Origin of the sequence: Priestia megaterium NBRC 15308 = ATCC 14581, from assembly GCF_000832985.1 — a bacterium.
GTDB lineage: Bacteria > Bacillota > Bacilli > Bacillales > Bacillaceae_H > Priestia > Priestia megaterium.
This window is the reverse complement of sequence record NZ_CP009920.1, coordinates 3,630,987-3,646,204: the sequence shown is the minus strand read 5'-3', so window position 1 is coordinate 3,646,204 and position 15,218 is coordinate 3,630,987. Positions and strand designations below refer to the sequence as shown.

The following is a 15,218-nucleotide window of genomic DNA, read 5'->3' as shown; positions in this document are numbered from 1 at the left end:
GAAAGTAAAAAAAACGAACCATTAATCAATGGTTCGTTTTTTTTGTTATGGTGAACGTATGTGTCATTTGTTTAGGTCCTTCTAGCAGTTGATTGGAGAGCAAGGCGAAAACTCCTGCGGGAAAAGTGGAACAGATGAGACCCCGCAGGAGCGCAAGCGACGAGGAGGCTCATCCGCCACCCGCGGAAAGCGAAGACTTGTACGGAAATCAACTGCGGTGGCACAAGCAGTCCAGCTCATGTATACTATTTGTCCGCCTTTAGATTGAATTAATTTGGTAATGTCTCAACCTCTTCTTAACTTTTCTTTTCAACTCATTTCCTCAGCTGATTTTTGCTTCATAAACAGGAACATCACACCTGAAATAACCGAGAAAACAGCCAAAATGTAAAAAGTAGAAGGCAGCGGAATCACGCTGACTAGCGACCCCATAGCTAAGCTACTGACAACTGCTGAAGTTTGTATAGCGGTCATATATGCCGTTGTGGCTAGTCCAATTTGACGCGGAGAGAGTGACTGAGCATACACCATTCCCACTCCCATTGTAGCGGACAGAATAAAAGCATAAAATACTTGAAGCACAATTAACCCACTCAGCGGTAAATGAAGGCTCGTTAAAATAAAATAAAGCACTTGGCAAGCAATTCCAATGATAAAGAATCGTTTAACTCCGATCTTATCAGAAAAATAGCCCCCTAACGGCATAAATACTAGCTCAAAAACAGATGTAACAGTAAAGAGAATCCCTACAATCGAAACGGATTGTTTTAACGTATCCGTTATGTAGAGTGGCAAATACATAGAACGCCCGGAATCACCCGCAAAAATGAAAAGAGCTGCTACGAATACAGCTATTAATACAGAAGGTATACCGGCTGGCGCTTTTGAAGATCCATGAACTGAAGTTTGAGGCATACTGTCTTCTTTAAGCGCAAAAAGAACCCACCCTAAAGTTGCTAGCGATAACAACCCTGATAATAAAAATAAAAGAGTATACCCTCCGTGGTCAATAATTAAAGCGCCAAGCATAGGGCCAAAAATATAGCCTTGTGAAAAAGCCATTCGCACGGTACCAGTAATCGTACCTGCCTGCGATTTGCTTTCTTGCTTTTTAACAATAAAATCATTCAGCAGGGCAAAGAAAAAAGAGAACGCATTAAACCCTCCTATAGCAAGTAAAACGAGTGCTATTGTATAAGAATGCGTAAACGCTAACGGCATTCTTGAAATGGTTCCAATCAGTAACGCCCAAATAATAAATGGCTTTCGTTTCCCCCATTTGTCTGATAACGAAGCTAAATAAAACGATACGACTAAACCAATAATGCTCATTGGCACAAATAAAAATCCTGCTTGAAAAGAAGTGGCATGCAATGTATTTGTTGCCCAAACCGTTAAATAAGGCATAAAGCCGCCAACAGATAATCCAATAATAAATAATGAAATAAAAATCGTTCGAAAATCCCGGTCTGTAAATACAATCTTTATGCCTGATACAAACGAATTTTCTGTTTTCGACATAAACTCATTTCAACCCTTTCTATCCAGCTGTCAAACGTTCCATTTCCGCAAAAAAATGCACCTTTCTTCAAGAAAAATTAGAAGAAAGGTGTGTAAATGAAGGTTATTTTCCAATTTGTACAGCAATTTTTTCTTTTTGTTCTTCTTTGCTGATAAGTTCTTTGAATTTGGTCAAAAGAGGTGCTTTTAATTCTTCATCTTTTAATGCAAAAGCAAGAGTCGTAAAAATAAAATCTAATTTTTCTCCTGCATCATAACGTTCGCCCTCGAATTCGTAAGCATAAATAGAACGGTCTATATTCATACGCTGAATAGCATCTGTCAGCTGAATTTCCCCGCCTTTTCCAGCTTCCTGCGTTTCAAGATAATCAAAAATGTCAGGTGTAAATACATAGCGTCCAATAATTCCTAAATTAGACGGAGCTTCTTCCAATGATGGTTTTTCTACAAAACCATTCACTTCGTATAACCGGTTTTCATTTGCTTTTGGATCTATAATCCCATAACGGTGAACGGATTCTTCCTCTACGCGCTGTACGCCGATAACCGATGATCCCGTTTGGTTATACTGGTCAATCAGCTGTTTTAAACAAGGCTGATCTGGGTCTGTTAAATCATCTCCAAGTAAAACTGCAAACGGTTCGTTTCCAATAAACTGTCGAGCACAGCCAATTGCATGGCCAAGGCCCTTCATTTCTTTTTGACGAACGTAATGAATATTCGCTAGTTCAGAGATATGCTCCATTTCTTCTAATAGTTCAGTTTTTCCCTTTTGATGAAGCAAGTGCTCCAGCTGAATATTGTGATCAAAATGATTTTCAATTGCTTGTTTCCCGTTTCCTGTAACAATTAAAATATCTTCGATTCCTGATTTTAAGGCTTCTTCTACAATAAATTGAATTACGGGTTTATTTACAATTGGAAGCATTTCTTTTGGGATAGATTTTGTAACGGGTAAAAAACGAGTACCTAACCCTGCTGCTGGTATAACTGCTTTTTTTATAGTCTGCATATTATATTTACTCCTCTCTGTTAGTTATCTAGCTGCCTTACATCTATTACGCTTTGACAGGCACCACATTGAAAATTTCTTTCACTCCTTGCTTGTATCCTCCCGCTGAGCGAAGTGATTCTCCAATTTGTTGTGCATGCTGTTTATATGTGTGAGTAGTTAAAACGTCGTTAACTGTCTTTTTGATTAGCTCAGCAGATACATTATTTTTATCTAATTTTACACCTGCTCCTAACTCCTGCACGCGATCGCCAACCATAAATTGATCCACTGCCATTGGAATAACGACAAGGGGCGTATCGTAGTATAACCCTTCACTGCTGCTGTTCATTCCGCCGTGAGTAATGAATAAATCCGCACGTTTTAAAATTTCTAGCTGCGGTACGTATTGTTTCACAACGAAGTTTTCTGGAATGTGTGCTAATTCTTCAGGTTTTGTATTTTTACCAATAGATAAAATAACTTTACCCTCAAAATCTTTTAATGCTTCTACACATAAGTTATAGATTTCTAGCTGCTGATTAAAAATAGTTCCCATAGAAACAAAAATAATTTTTTCATTTTCATTTTGTAAGTAAGAAGGATCTTCAATGTCTAATCGTTTAACAATTGAAGGACCAATAAACTTGTACTCACTCGTAAATTCAGATACGTTTGGCTGAAAGAATTCTGACGTAAATACTAGCGTAATATCCCCTGGATTCGACATAATGTCAATGGAATCTTTTAACTGAGTATTATATTGGTTGTTGAACTTATTTAATGATTTTTCGAATTGAGGATAAAAGGAAGATTGGTCAGGTTCTGTTTGACCACTTGGCATCATACAAGTTGCTAACTCCTTATTTAACGCAAATGTTGTACAAAGAGAAACCTTCGGAAGCTGAAGAAGGTCGGCCACAGCGGAACCTGCTAAAAGGTGATAATCATAAAGTACATAATCATATGTTTCATGTTTCGTTTCACTCATAATTTTAGTAATAATATTTTCAGATTCATTTAAAAACAAATTCATTATTTCATAGCGGTCATAAGACTCTTCGTTTGTCATCCGGTTGCTCATATCAAGACTTGGACGAAAATCTTCGTATTCACGAAATTCCGCGCCTGATTTCCGAATTTTTTCAGCATAGTCTTCAATGCCGTAATAGACGACCTTTTCCCCTTGAGTCATCAACTCTTTTACAATTCCTAAAGAAGGATTCACATGCCCTTCACCTGGAAAGCCTATTACTAATACTTTTCCCATAATATTCATTCCTTTCACTTAATTAATAATTAAATTACTTAATTGTTCATTTAGTAAATTTATTGTATAGAAACTGAATTTACTATAAATTATCTTTATCGTAAAGTCATTAAGCGTTTTCAACTAAAAAAAGGTTAAATAGGCTCATTTTGGAATATAGTTATAAATTAACTCAAGAAAAACAAATATTGTAAAATTTATCTCGTTTGTAAATAGATGTATGCGCTTCATTATGATGCAAATAAAAAACACACCTCACTAAATCAAGCAAGAGGTGTGTTTTTTATTTAAAAGTTGTATAACTCCCATATATCTGAGGTTTCTGAACCAATATACCAAGCTGCCGCCCCACCTAAATGATAGTCATTAATTAATTTAACCCGGCGCTGCATAGATGCTTTGTCTTCGAGCCATATTTGATGCTTCGTACCATTTTCCGTGTATTCTACATAGTACTGTGAGGCTTGGCTATCCCATTTTTTAGCTAACTTTTTAGAAGAGATAACAGCTTCGGCTTCTTTCATCGTTAAGTCTTTTGTGACAACTTTTTTGGTCGATAGGTCCGTTTTCCATTCTCGCGTATAAAAAGGAACTCCCAGAAGGATTTTGTGTGCAGGTACATCTTTCATAAGAAGTTGTGTGCCTTCTTTCACCCAAGGCAGTGAAGCAACAGATCCTGGAACCTGACTTCCTCCCCAGTGTTCTTCATATCCCATCATAATGACATAGTCTGCCACTTGACCAATCTGTTTCCTATCAAAGCTTCCCGACCAAAAAGGATCATTATTTTCTCTTGTTACGTCTACTGAAATAGTCATACCATGAGGTTTTAACGCTGCTTTTAATTCTTTAATAAATAAAACAAAATCTTGTTTGTTTTTAATATTAATGTTTTCAAAGTCAACATTGATCCCATCGCTGTTTGTTTTTACTAGCGAACTTTCTATTGATGATACAAGCTTTTTCCGCTTTGCTTTATTGCTTAGCACATCACTTGTAAGTACATCATCAAAATTGTTACCAATAAGCGGCCAGACTTTTTTGCCGTTTTTATGAGCCGTTTGAACATATGATTCATTTATAGAAGATGAAACAACTTTGTCATTCGACGTTAGCGTAAACCCACGAGGTGAAACAACGTCTAAATTCTTTTGCTTCATCGATTCTGTATAGCCTGCTGTTTTTTCATTAAAGCTCCAACCCATAACTACAGGCTGATGCTTCTTTTGCACTAAATCAGATTTTTTGATCCAGCCCTTTTTCCCTTCCAAAAGCTGTACTTGTACATAGTAATCAGGAATAATAAGCGTTTGTCCGGGCTTAATATTTGTTGAGGATAGCTGATTTAACTTTGTTAATTCATTTGCTTTTACACCGTACTTTACGGAGACTTTCCAAAGCGTATCTCCTGATACTACTTTATGTAACAAGCCTTTTGGTGGTATTTTCAGCGTTTGCCCTGGAATCAGCTCCGTCTTTTTTAGCTGATTTTGTTTTATTAGATCACTGACTGTTACACCGTATTGCTTAGCTAGTAGCCATAGTGTATTTCCCGGCACTACCGTATGAGTAGTAACTTGAGCTGCATCTCCAGCTTCAGATGAAATGACAGGAAATTCTTCTTCTTTTTTCACTGTTTGCATAACAGAAGAATGTAAGGAAGGAGAACGATATACGTTTACGTTGTCACCTTTGACAGTGCCCACTGAAGAAGCAGCGGCTCCTTTACTCATCGGGGCCAATCCTCCACTGAAAAGACAGAGAACGATCAGGCTCATACATATTTTCTTCATTTTATAATTTCGCCTCCCCACTTTTTGACATCACCTGTCTAGTTTACTACTCCTATAAGATAGAATCCTAGAGGTACATTGTGGTAAAGAAACGTCTGGGTATACGTGAAATTCAAATAAAAAAGCTTACCGTCCGATGACGATAAGCTTTCGTTTCTTATGCATTTCCCACTACATTTTGATCCTTAATATCCATATCAATTGTATTAGCGGTACTGGTACTGCTTGTAATATTCATAAAATTCCCTGTGTTCCCGCTGCCAGAACCGACTGTTGTAAAAGCTGTACTCTTTGGCTTAATAGCCAGACAATCACCAAACTCCACTGAAGATGAAACCAATACATTTGAGATATTTACGGCTCCTACTACCGATGGCATCTGCCTCTCCTCCTGTTCATTATCTATCTGCTATATGATATGAGCAGAAGGCCAAAAAGTAGCTTTTTCATCTTTTTAATTTTATTAAGGATCAATTCGTTTATACCTTGATTCTGCAAACATATATACTCCGTATGCCATAAGCCCGATTGATACGATTGCCAGCAGTACAGACCCAAAAGGACGCTGTGCTACTTCAGCAAGGGCTCCATCTAACCCTTTCGTTTCGTCTGGATCTGCTTGAAGAGCCGTGCGAATCAGAAAGAAGCCAATAATGCCAAAGACGATACTTCGAGCAATAATACCTGTTTTTCCAATATGCCCGCTCCATCGCCACTCTTCTTTTGACATTTCGTTTTTCTTTAGTTTTTTTAGGAAGCGTCCTGAAAGAGCCCAATATACTTGTCCAATCCCAAAGATAATAACGCCGATACCTGTAAGCGCAATGATAGTTTGCCCAAAGGGATAAGATAACAACTTGGCTGATACCGTTTGATAATGCTTACCTGACGTATGAACGTGAGCATGAAGCAAAATTTTTACCGAACTCACACAAAGACTAATATAAAACGTGGCTACCACTAAATAGCCTAAACGAGTAAAAACGCCTTTTACGCCATGCCCAACGTGGTGAGGATCAAAAATAGCAGAAATGATTTGCCAAAACGCATATCCACTTAAACCTACTGCCAAAATAATTAAAATTAAAAATCCAAACGGCTGCTTTGCAATGGTGTGTAGGGCTCCTTGAGAAGTAACTAAATCGCCTTTTAATCCGAAAGCTGTCTGAATTGCTAATATACCGATGATAAAATAGACCACACCTTGAGCCACATGACCAAACCGTGAAAAACGCACGACAAATGGCTTAGTACGTTCTTTTAAGCGATGTAACTTTCGACCAAACGTATCTTTTTTAACAAATGGAGATTCACCCATACGTTTCCTCCTGCTTTTTGAAAACAAACTTTATTTTATAAAACACCTGAAAATAAGCGAGCAAATGATTCTTTCGAACGTTCTACTAAGCTTCGTTTGTAAAATGCTACTGGTTTGATCAAATGACTGTCTTCAATATCTTCTTCGTAATTTTTGATGAGCGTTTGAATCGTCTCTCCTTCAATTAAAAATGCATTAACTTCAAAGTTCAGATGAAAACTTCTCATATCCATATTTGCAGTACCGACCGAAGCCATGTCTCCGTCTATAATCACAATTTTTTGATGCAAAAACCCTTTTTTATACGAATATACTTCAATTCCACAGCGAAGAAGTTCAGCAAAATATGACCTCGTTCCATATTGAGTCAGAAAGCCATCATTAATTTCTGGTACCATAATCCGTACCTCTACACCTTTTCTAGCCGCAATACGAAGGGCGGTTCTTATGGCTTCATTTGGAACAAAATAAGGAGTTGAAATCCAGATTGATTTCGTCGCGCTTGTAATCATAGTATAGTAATAATCACTCATATTTTCCTGCGTATCCGGCCCTGTCGCCACCACTTGCACAAAGCCTTCTCCTTCGACAGGATGAGGCTTTGTATACACTTCATTGTTAATTAAGCATTCTCCAGAAACGTATTCCCAATCGAACATAAAGATCGAATGCAAGGTTTGAACAGATTCTCCTTTTAGCATCAGATGAGTATCTCTCCAAAAACCAATTTTTTTGTTTTTTCCTAGATACTCATCCCCAACATTCAATCCCCCTACAAAACCTACTTGCCCGTCAATTATGACTATTTTACGGTGGTTTCGAAAGTTAAATTTTTGATTGAAAAATCCATACTTAATAGGTAAGAAAGGATGCACTTTAATATTCGCTTTTTTCATTCGTTTAATATCTGAACCCGATAGTGTAAAACTTCCCATTGTATCGAATGTAAAGCGCACTTCTATACCTTCGCTTGCTTTTTTTATTAAAATATCAATGATTTCTTTTCCTAGAGAATCTGAGTGAAACATATAGTATTCCATATGAATAAACTGTTTTGCTAACTGCAAATGCTTTTTGATTTCATTAAACGTTTCTTGCCCGTTCTTAAGGACGTAGGTTTTTGTATGAACATTCATCTTCGTCAAAGATACACATTGAAGATACTGAGCAAAGTAACGCTGGTGCGATTGAAGCGGCGATAGATCAGGCGTCGTTTCTTTGTCTGCCATCTTTCTAAGCATCTCTCGGTTATGCATACGCTTTTTTTTAAACATATGCCCCTTTAAATAGAGCTGTCCTGAATACAAATAAAAGAAAAAGCCTGCAACAGGGAAGAAAAAGAGGACATACATCCAAACCAACGTACTTTCAGGCGTTCGATTTTCAAGCATAAGTGAATACATACAAATGAAAATGATGACCCCATATAATCCAACTAAGGCATACTTCCAATGAACATCAATAGAGGTAAAAAAGAAAGCATAAATGGAAAGTAAAATAATAAATAAAAAAATAAAGTCCAACCGGCGTTTTTTCATAAAAGCTCTCCTAAAAACAAACTGTATTGTATCACTTGTCTACCTTTCATATGAGGTAGTATATGGAATACACAGAATTCTTATCATGCACGCTACATAAATTGTACATAGATTTGCACAAAAAGCAGTTTAGCCGCTTAAGCAACTAAACTGAACTACCTCAGACAAGCATCATTCATATACCTATACCCTGGATGGTAAAACAAAAAACCTCCTTACGGGGAGGTTTTTTGTTTTACACGCATGACGATGTCTTTTTATGAGTTGGTATAACCGGACTCTTTTTCTTTTTTAGGCCAAACGAAATTAGAAAGAGATAATAAGAAATCAATTCCTACAATAACTGTCCAAAATTCCACTACACTTTTCAGCACGTTGGTTTTTCCATTTGGTACTATATACATCATCGCCGCTAAAAGAGCTGCTCCAATAGCGTAAGCAACAAGATGCTGTAGCCATGACTTAAAATAATGCTTTGCATATTCTTTTCCATAGCGCCTACGAGGTTTTTCTCCGCTTTTCATCACATAATATTGAAAGCGTTCGTCTGCCCATTGAATCATACTTTTTCCAAAAGCGACCGAAATTCCAATATACACGGCTGCAATAGCGTGAGCATACGTCGCTGTAGCACCTCCGTAAAGGTCTATGCTTGTCACAATCAGAAGAAAAAAATCAACAACAGGTGTTAGAGCTAAAATAAAAAAACTGAGCTTTTGTTTTTTAAACATATACCTTGCTGCTAATCCTAAAACGATGACTATCCAAAAAGCGATTTCACATGCAATAATCATCCAGGCTATTAAGTTCAAATAATCCCCTCTCTTCCTCTCCTTCAACGAATAGACAATTGGTTTTAAGTAAAAAATTTTTATGCATAAATTTATTTTTATGTATATACGTCCTGCTTCATAACCTTACGGCTTATTCCATCCTCAGCTGAGTTCTAAGATTCGTTGAACCGTATTTGCTAGGCGGATCTTTTAAATCGATGTCTATAATACTCCCAGCTCATTCCTACCCCGACTCCAATCGAATAAGCTAGTATATCGCTCCATAAGAAGCCATACCCCAGAATGAGCCCTCCTAGCGGAGTCTTTCTTATGTCATCAATCCACCGAGCATGATACAGCTGTGTAAATTCAATGAAGTAACAAAACACTATAGCAAACATACCAATCATTTTTGTCCTCCATGCAGGAAACGAAAAACCCGCGCTGACAAAAATCATTAAGGCCCATAACGAATCTCCCGCATATATATTTACGATGTGAGGAAGATACGCGGTAAGTTTTCTTGATAAAAGGCCTGCTCCCATGATCACAAAAGCTAGAAGAAGATATACCCATCTATTTCTTTTATTCATTTCAAACTCCTTTTTTCTTCTTAAATACTCCGTAGCAATAAGCCTTCACTGTATAATTTTATCAGAACCGCAGACTGTTAAATACCGCTTTTTTTCATTTTTTACAGCTTCCCCCTACGTATATATGACAACTGTCATAGTTTCTATATGACACGTATGTCTTAAATAGTCAGAAAAATCTCTTTATACTGAGGGTAATATACGGTGATGAAAGGAATTTCATATGACTATACAAAAACAAAAAAATTTACGAAAACAAGTTGCACCTTTTGAAAAAGCAGTAATGAAAGACAGCATAAGACAATTGATTAATACTTTTTTACCTTTTTTCACACTGTGGTTTCTCGCTTATGAGAGCCTTTCAATTTCTTATTTTTTAGCATTTCCGCTAACTGTTATCGCAGCAGGATTTTTAGTAAGAATATTCATTATTTTTCATGACTGTTGTCACTATTCTTTCTTTAAGAGTAGACAACACAATAAAATTCTCGGAACCATTACCGGTGTCTTAACGATGTTCCCTTACAGTCAATGGGGACATAGCCATGCAATTCACCATGCAACAAGCAGCAACTTAGATAAAAGAGGTACGGGTGACATTTGGGTGTTAACCGTAACAGAATATAAAGAAGCTTCTATTTGGAAAAAAATCGCTTACCGTCTCTATCGCAATCCGTTCATTATGTTCGGCGTGGGACCTATATATGTATTTTTGATTACGAACCGATTCAATCAAAAAAATGCGAAGAAACAAGAAAGAATGAATACGTATCTTACAAATGTATTGATCGTTGCATTAGCAGCAGCGACCTGCTGGTTGGTAGGTTGGCAGGCGTTCCTATTAATTCAAGGACCGATTTTCTTCATTTCAGGTTCAATTGGAATTTGGCTGTTTTATGTACAGCATCAGTTTGAAGATTCTTATTTTGAAGAAGATGAGCACTGGGATTATGTAAAAGCAGCCGTTGAAGGAAGTTCATTTTACAAGCTTCCAAAACTATTGCAATGGCTAACAGGCAATATTGGGTTTCACCATGTACATCATTTAAGCCCAAGAGTGCCCAACTATAAGCTTGAAGCTGTTCATCAACACACACAGCCTCTTCAAAATGTACCAACCATTACACTCGCAACAAGTCTTCGCTCTCTTCGATTCCGTCTATGGGATGAAGAAAACAAAATGTTTGTGAGCTTTAAAGAAATAAAAACACGCTCAGCTGCACCAAAAGCAAGCAGAATTTCATCTCAAACAAAAGCAGAACTTTAATAAAATAAAACAAAACAGTCAAGCTTTCAAAAGCTTGACTGTTTTATCTATCTCTCTAAACTTATTTCGTTCTACTTTGTGGTAAACTAATAGTGTATTTTAACAAGTAAACGAGGTTCTTTATGAAAAAATATACGTTTTTCCAAAAAATCACTGGGCTATCTCCTTACATATGGACGGTATTTGTCATTCTACCATTTTATTTTATTTTACAGTCTTCATCCATGAATCACATTATTGTTGGTTCGTTACTCACCATCTTATTTTTTATTTTCTATCGTTTTGCGTTTGTTTCAACAGGCAAGTCCGTTTACGTATGGACGGCTTTGTTAATCGTTATTTCCTTAGCCCTGACAACTATTTTCAATTATATTTACTTTGCCTTTTACTTTGCTTTTTTTATCGCTTATTTTATTGGAAATATCCAAAAACGACTCGCTTTCTTCACTTTGTATGCTGTTCATTTAATTAGCACCGTTATTTCTGTAAACTTTAACGTTGTTATGCAAGAGGAGATCTTTTTAAAACAGCTGCCTTTCATTTTTGTAATTTCCATCAGTGTGATTGTACTGCCATTTAGCATTTATAATCGGAAGAAGCGAGACCGTCTGGAAGAACAGCTTGAAGATGCAAATAAACGTATTTCTGAGCTTGTAAAACAGGAAGAACGCCAGCGGATAGCTCGCGATCTGCACGATACGTTAGGACAAAAGCTGTCTCTTATCGGTCTAAAAAGTGATTTAGCAAGAAAACTTATTACAAAAGATCCTGAAAAAGCAAAATCAGAATTAAAAGATGTCCAGCAAACAGCGCGCACGGCTCTTAATGAAGTGAGAAACATGGTTTCTCAAATGCGTGGAATCCGCCTTAGTGAAGAACTAAAACGCGTTCAAGAGCTTTTAGAAGCTGCCGAAATTAAGTTTGTAGGAGAAGAGGCCATTTCATTAGAGAATGTATCGTTGCTCATTGAAAATATTCTTAGCATGTGCTTAAAAGAAGCAGTAACCAATGTGGTCAAACATAGTCAAGCCACCGTTTGCACGATTACTTTACATCAGTCTGCAAAAGAAGTAGGCATAACGGTAGAAGACAATGGAATTGGTATCAATACGAAGAAAACCTGCTGGAAAGGAAACGGTCTTTTAGGAATGAAAGAACGGCTGGAGTTTGTAAACGGCCATCTTGATATCTCCAGTCAAGGGGGGACGATTATTCATATTACAGTTCCAAACATCGTTAAACATATTAAGGAGGAACAATTATGATTCGAATTGTCATTGCCGAAGATCAGCAAATGATGTTAGGGGCTTTAGGCTCTTTGTTAAATTTAGAGGATGACATGGAAGTTGTCGGAAAAGCTTCAAATGGGGAACAAGCCGTATCACTTGCTAAGCAGCACCAGCCAGATATATGCGTAATGGATATCGAGATGCCTCTTAAAACTGGGCTTGAAGCTGCAGAGGAACTGAAAGATTTAAACTGCAAAGTCATCATTTTGACAACATTCGCTCGCTCCGGCTATTTTCAAAGAGCTTTGAAAGCCGGCGTAAGCGGATACTTGCTAAAAGATAGTCCGAGTGAAGAACTCGCAAATTCCATTCGAAGCGTGATGGCAGGCAGACGCCTCTATGCTCCAGAATTAGTGGATGACTTATATAGTGAATCTACCAGTCCTCTTACAGCTAGAGAGAAAGAAGTATTAGCTCTAGTAGCTGATGGAAAAAACACAAAAGAAATTGCTGACGAACTATCTATTAAGACTGGAACGGTGCGCAATTATATTTCTACCATTCTAGACAAACTTGAAGTAAAGAACCGCATTGAAGCCATTACTCGCTTTAAGGAAAAAGGCTGGTTCAAATGAAAAAAGCATGCATCAAACCGAGATGCATGCTTTTCAATCATTTGGCAATTTATCGTACCCTAATTTGTCGATGATCACAACATGCTCGGGGAATTCATCAAGCAGCTGCTGTTTTGTGAATAATTCAAAGTCACGGAAATCAAAACCTGGTGCGACCATGCATCCAACGAGAGAAAACGTATTCTCATTTGCCACAGAGGAACCAAAAATCGTATCTCTTGGAACTAAAAATTGAGGAACTTCTCCATTTTCTAAGTTTGTACCTAGTTTTACTTCTTGATAGGTTCCGTCGCGGTAAATAATATGAATGGTTAAAGGACTTCCCCCATGATAGTACCATAGTTCATCTGATTGCAGCCGGTGGAAATGCGATACATCTTGAGACCTTAATAAAAAGTAAATACTCGTGTATAGGAAGCGTTTATCATCAAACTGCGATGACACTTCTTTATCAGAAATTTCATCGTTGGAGCGATAGGTTTGTTTATAATACCCTCCTTCTGGATGAGGCTGAAGCTCGAGCTTTGAAATCCAATATTCCCACTTATGTAAATCCATTACGTTCCTTCCCTTCCTTTTTCTTTTATCATTAACTACATCATAGTAAATCATTCTTTCTAACACAACAAACGGCTTCATTTTTCCTGATGGAATAATGAAGCCGTTACCACTGGTATCTTATCATTACATCCTACCCTTTCTGTTAGCACGGTTATATCTATACCTGCTAGGATGGCAGCGATGAAATAAATATGTCATATACAAATCTAACTGAAATCGATCTCCCTCAATGAAACATTGAAACGGCTGTTCTCTGCCTTGATCGTTTTTTGCAGATGAACGCTGCTTAAACGGGACAATATTCATCTCTTTTCCCCCTCAGACAAATGTACTTTCTAGTGTAAATGCTGATGACAAACGTAATATTTTTTGATAAAAGTGAGGGCTGCCTGTGCATCTTGAATGCCAAGCTTTTTACAAACGCCAGCTAACATGAGCAGTTTGTACATAACCAGCTTTTGATTATTTGTTGCCAGTACGTAATAAACAATCGTATTAGCAACTGCCCGCGGTAATCTTATTTTTTTCAACTCATATAGCGCAGCAGACGAAGACATGCCTGCTTCAGTTAAAATCTGCTCAGTTGTGTACGTCTCCAAATAGCGAGCAAGCTTTCTTTCTTTATCGTTAAATATACCTTTAGAATCGTTCATTTTCTCTCCCTCTGTTATTTTAATAATCCATTAAATGCTGCATTAATTAGCCATAATGCGATAGCTCCCCCTGATAAATAAGTGCTGAGATAGAATAATAATTCCATATACCTCCCTCCCATTTCTATCTTACCCCTTCATTTCCCTAGCTGCAGTGATATTCATCACAGGTAAAAAGTGTATTGTTGAGCTACTGAATAGCTCCGCAAAAGAGCTCGTGAGAAAGATCCCACGAGCTGCTTAGTTTAGCATTTTCATTTTCGGATAAAGCGTTTAAAAATCATAATAATTAATAATACAACTACAATAACAAGCAAAAATTTCAACATGAGTTGTCCATCCCTTCAAATCAGTAAATCATCTTTCATTAGTAAGTAGTTACCCTGTTTTGCTTTTTATAAACTGCTTACCTACTTATTTCATGCCAAAAATTATATAATAGTAGAAAATCATCTAAAATAGCCCTACAAGTAAAACATAAATGGGAGTATAACCATGACTGATTATCTTCAAACATTTCTGCTTGAACATTTAGAAGCAGCTGGGTTTATCAGCATTCTCTTGAACATCCTTATTAGCATTACGGGCGTATTTCCAAGTGCACCCCTTACGTTCGTAAACGTAAAATTATTTGGTTTTTGGAACGGATTTTTGCTTTCTTTTATTGGAGAAGTTTTAGGTGCAGCTCTCTCTTTTTGGCTGTATCGAAAAGGTTTCCGTACACTTGTTCATACAAAAACACCTTCTCACTCCAAGTCGCTGAAGCTGCTGCGCGTACAAGGGAAAGAGAGTTTTATATTGATTCTTTCTTTGCGTTTACTTCCCTTTGTTCCATCAGGCCTCATTACATTCCTCAGCGCTATAGGAAAAGGCTCCTTTGCGGTATTCATTTCTGCTAGCGCACTTGGAAAAATTCCAGCGCTTTTTATTGAAGTTTATTCGGTTTATCATATTTAACAAGGATCTATGCAAGGCAAAATCATTTTAATGGTTTTATCCATCATCTTACTTTTTTATATAAGTAAAAAATGGAAGAAAAAAGCTTAACAGACTATAAAAAGGGAAGACTATCTAAA

15 protein-coding genes and 1 pseudogene are annotated in these 15,218 nt (G+C 37.1%); 5 read left to right on the top strand and 11 right to left on the bottom strand.

What is annotated here, in order from left to right:
* The first annotated feature begins 88 nt into the window (after positions 1-88).
* Positions 89-268, top strand: coding sequence for a hypothetical protein (locus BG04_RS29870; RefSeq protein WP_080743092.1), 180 nt, complete (start codon positions 89-91; stop codon positions 266-268).
* 41 nt (positions 269-309) lie between these two features.
* Here BG04_RS29870 and BG04_RS18905 read toward each other — a convergent pair whose 3' ends face one another.
* From BG04_RS18905 to BG04_RS18865, 9 genes are all read right to left on the bottom strand, one after another.
* A complete protein-coding gene (locus BG04_RS18905) occupies positions 310-1,521 on the bottom strand; it encodes an MFS transporter (protein ID WP_034653311.1) in 1,212 nt (403 codons plus the stop codon).
* Positions 1,522-1,624: 103 nt separating this feature from the next.
* A complete protein-coding gene (galU, locus tag BG04_RS18900) occupies positions 1,625-2,533 on the bottom strand; it encodes a UTP--glucose-1-phosphate uridylyltransferase GalU (protein WP_034653314.1) in 909 nt (302 codons plus the stop codon).
* 46 nt (positions 2,534-2,579) lie between these two features.
* Positions 2,580-3,782, bottom strand: a complete 1,203-nt coding sequence (locus BG04_RS18895) for a macrolide family glycosyltransferase (RefSeq protein ID WP_034653315.1) — start codon at positions 3,780-3,782, stop codon at positions 2,580-2,582.
* A 287-nt stretch (positions 3,783-4,069) separates the two neighbouring features.
* Positions 4,070-5,515 (bottom strand): glycosyl hydrolase family 18 protein, encoded by a 1,446-nt coding sequence (locus BG04_RS18890; RefSeq protein WP_034653318.1) that lies wholly within the window; start codon positions 5,513-5,515, stop codon positions 4,070-4,072.
* A gap of 217 nt (positions 5,516-5,732) precedes the next feature.
* Entirely contained in the window at positions 5,733-5,954 is a 222-nt protein-coding gene (locus BG04_RS18885) for a spore germination protein (RefSeq protein WP_016763526.1), read from the bottom strand.
* 84 nt (positions 5,955-6,038) lie between these two features.
* Positions 6,039-6,893 (bottom strand): DUF1206 domain-containing protein, encoded by an 855-nt coding sequence (locus tag BG04_RS18880; RefSeq protein WP_016763525.1) that lies wholly within the window; start codon positions 6,891-6,893, stop codon positions 6,039-6,041.
* 35 nt (positions 6,894-6,928) lie between these two features.
* On the bottom strand, positions 6,929-8,431 hold the full coding sequence (cls, locus tag BG04_RS18875; RefSeq protein WP_034653320.1) for a cardiolipin synthase: 1,503 nt from the start codon (positions 8,429-8,431) through the stop codon (positions 6,929-6,931).
* A gap of 257 nt (positions 8,432-8,688) precedes the next feature.
* The gene (locus tag BG04_RS18870; protein WP_034653323.1) at positions 8,689-9,243 is read right to left on the bottom strand and encodes a hypothetical protein; all 555 of its coding nucleotides are present in this window, start codon (positions 9,241-9,243) and stop codon (positions 8,689-8,691) included.
* Positions 9,244-9,401: 158 nt separating this feature from the next.
* Complete coding sequence (locus BG04_RS18865) at positions 9,402-9,797, bottom strand: ribosomal maturation YjgA family protein (RefSeq protein WP_016763522.1); 396 nt, start codon at positions 9,795-9,797, stop codon at positions 9,402-9,404.
* A 223-nt stretch (positions 9,798-10,020) separates the two neighbouring features.
* On the opposite strand from BG04_RS18865, the gene desA reads away from it, so the two are divergent.
* From desA to BG04_RS18850, 3 genes are all read left to right on the top strand, one after another.
* Entirely contained in the window at positions 10,021-11,064 is a 1,044-nt protein-coding gene (gene desA, locus BG04_RS18860; RefSeq protein ID WP_034653324.1) for a Delta(5) desaturase DesA, read from the top strand.
* Positions 11,065-11,186: 122 nt separating this feature from the next.
* The gene (locus tag BG04_RS18855; protein WP_016763521.1) at positions 11,187-12,329 is read left to right on the top strand and encodes a sensor histidine kinase; all 1,143 of its coding nucleotides are present in this window, start codon (positions 11,187-11,189) and stop codon (positions 12,327-12,329) included.
* The gene (locus tag BG04_RS18850) at positions 12,326-12,928 is read left to right on the top strand and encodes a response regulator transcription factor (protein WP_013056197.1); all 603 of its coding nucleotides are present in this window, start codon (positions 12,326-12,328) and stop codon (positions 12,926-12,928) included. Before BG04_RS18855 ends, BG04_RS18850 begins: the two co-directional genes overlap by 4 nt.
* Positions 12,929-12,961: 33 nt before the next feature.
* Here the strand turns inward: BG04_RS18850 and BG04_RS18845 are convergent, their stop codons facing one another.
* A complete protein-coding gene (locus BG04_RS18845) occupies positions 12,962-13,486 on the bottom strand; it encodes a cupin domain-containing protein (RefSeq protein ID WP_034655253.1) in 525 nt (174 codons plus the stop codon).
* Between the two features lie 338 nt (positions 13,487-13,824).
* The gene (locus tag BG04_RS18835; protein ID WP_013056195.1) at positions 13,825-14,142 is read right to left on the bottom strand and encodes a hypothetical protein; all 318 of its coding nucleotides are present in this window, start codon (positions 14,140-14,142) and stop codon (positions 13,825-13,827) included.
* 495 nt (positions 14,143-14,637) lie between these two features.
* Between BG04_RS18835 and BG04_RS18830 the strand changes: the two are divergent.
* Positions 14,638-15,189, top strand: a pseudogene (locus tag BG04_RS18830) (TVP38/TMEM64 family protein).
* The last annotated feature ends 29 nt before the right edge of the window (positions 15,190-15,218 follow it).

What these genes read in the sequence shown, in the direction of transcription:
- BG04_RS18850 (WP_013056197.1), top strand. Translation starts at nt 12,326, where the DNA reads ATGATTCGAATTGTCATTGCCGAAGATCAGCAAATGATGTTAGGGGCT.
- desA (WP_034653324.1), top strand. Translation starts at nt 10,021, where the DNA reads ATGACTATACAAAAACAAAAAAATTTACGAAAACAAGTTGCACCTTTT.
- BG04_RS18905 (WP_034653311.1), bottom strand. Translation starts at nt 1,521, where the DNA reads ATGTCGAAAACAGAAAATTCGTTTGTATCAGGCATAAAGATTGTATTT.
- cls (WP_034653320.1), bottom strand. Translation starts at nt 8,431, where the DNA reads ATGAAAAAACGCCGGTTGGACTTTATTTTTTTATTTATTATTTTACTT.
- BG04_RS18865 (WP_016763522.1), bottom strand. Translation starts at nt 9,797, where the DNA reads ATGAATAAAAGAAATAGATGGGTATATCTTCTTCTAGCTTTTGTGATC.
- galU (WP_034653314.1), bottom strand. Translation starts at nt 2,533, where the DNA reads ATGCAGACTATAAAAAAAGCAGTTATACCAGCAGCAGGGTTAGGTACT.
- BG04_RS18835 (WP_013056195.1), bottom strand. Translation starts at nt 14,142, where the DNA reads ATGAACGATTCTAAAGGTATATTTAACGATAAAGAAAGAAAGCTTGCT.
- BG04_RS18885 (WP_016763526.1), bottom strand. Translation starts at nt 5,954, where the DNA reads ATGCCATCGGTAGTAGGAGCCGTAAATATCTCAAATGTATTGGTTTCA.
- BG04_RS18855 (WP_016763521.1), top strand. Translation starts at nt 11,187, where the DNA reads ATGAAAAAATATACGTTTTTCCAAAAAATCACTGGGCTATCTCCTTAC.
- BG04_RS18895 (WP_034653315.1), bottom strand. Translation starts at nt 3,782, where the DNA reads ATGGGAAAAGTATTAGTAATAGGCTTTCCAGGTGAAGGGCATGTGAAT.
- BG04_RS18845 (WP_034655253.1), bottom strand. Translation starts at nt 13,486, where the DNA reads ATGGATTTACATAAGTGGGAATATTGGATTTCAAAGCTCGAGCTTCAG.
- BG04_RS18890 (WP_034653318.1), bottom strand. Translation starts at nt 5,515, where the DNA reads ATGAGTAAAGGAGCCGCTGCTTCTTCAGTGGGCACTGTCAAAGGTGAC.
- BG04_RS18880 (WP_016763525.1), bottom strand. Translation starts at nt 6,893, where the DNA reads ATGGGTGAATCTCCATTTGTTAAAAAAGATACGTTTGGTCGAAAGTTA.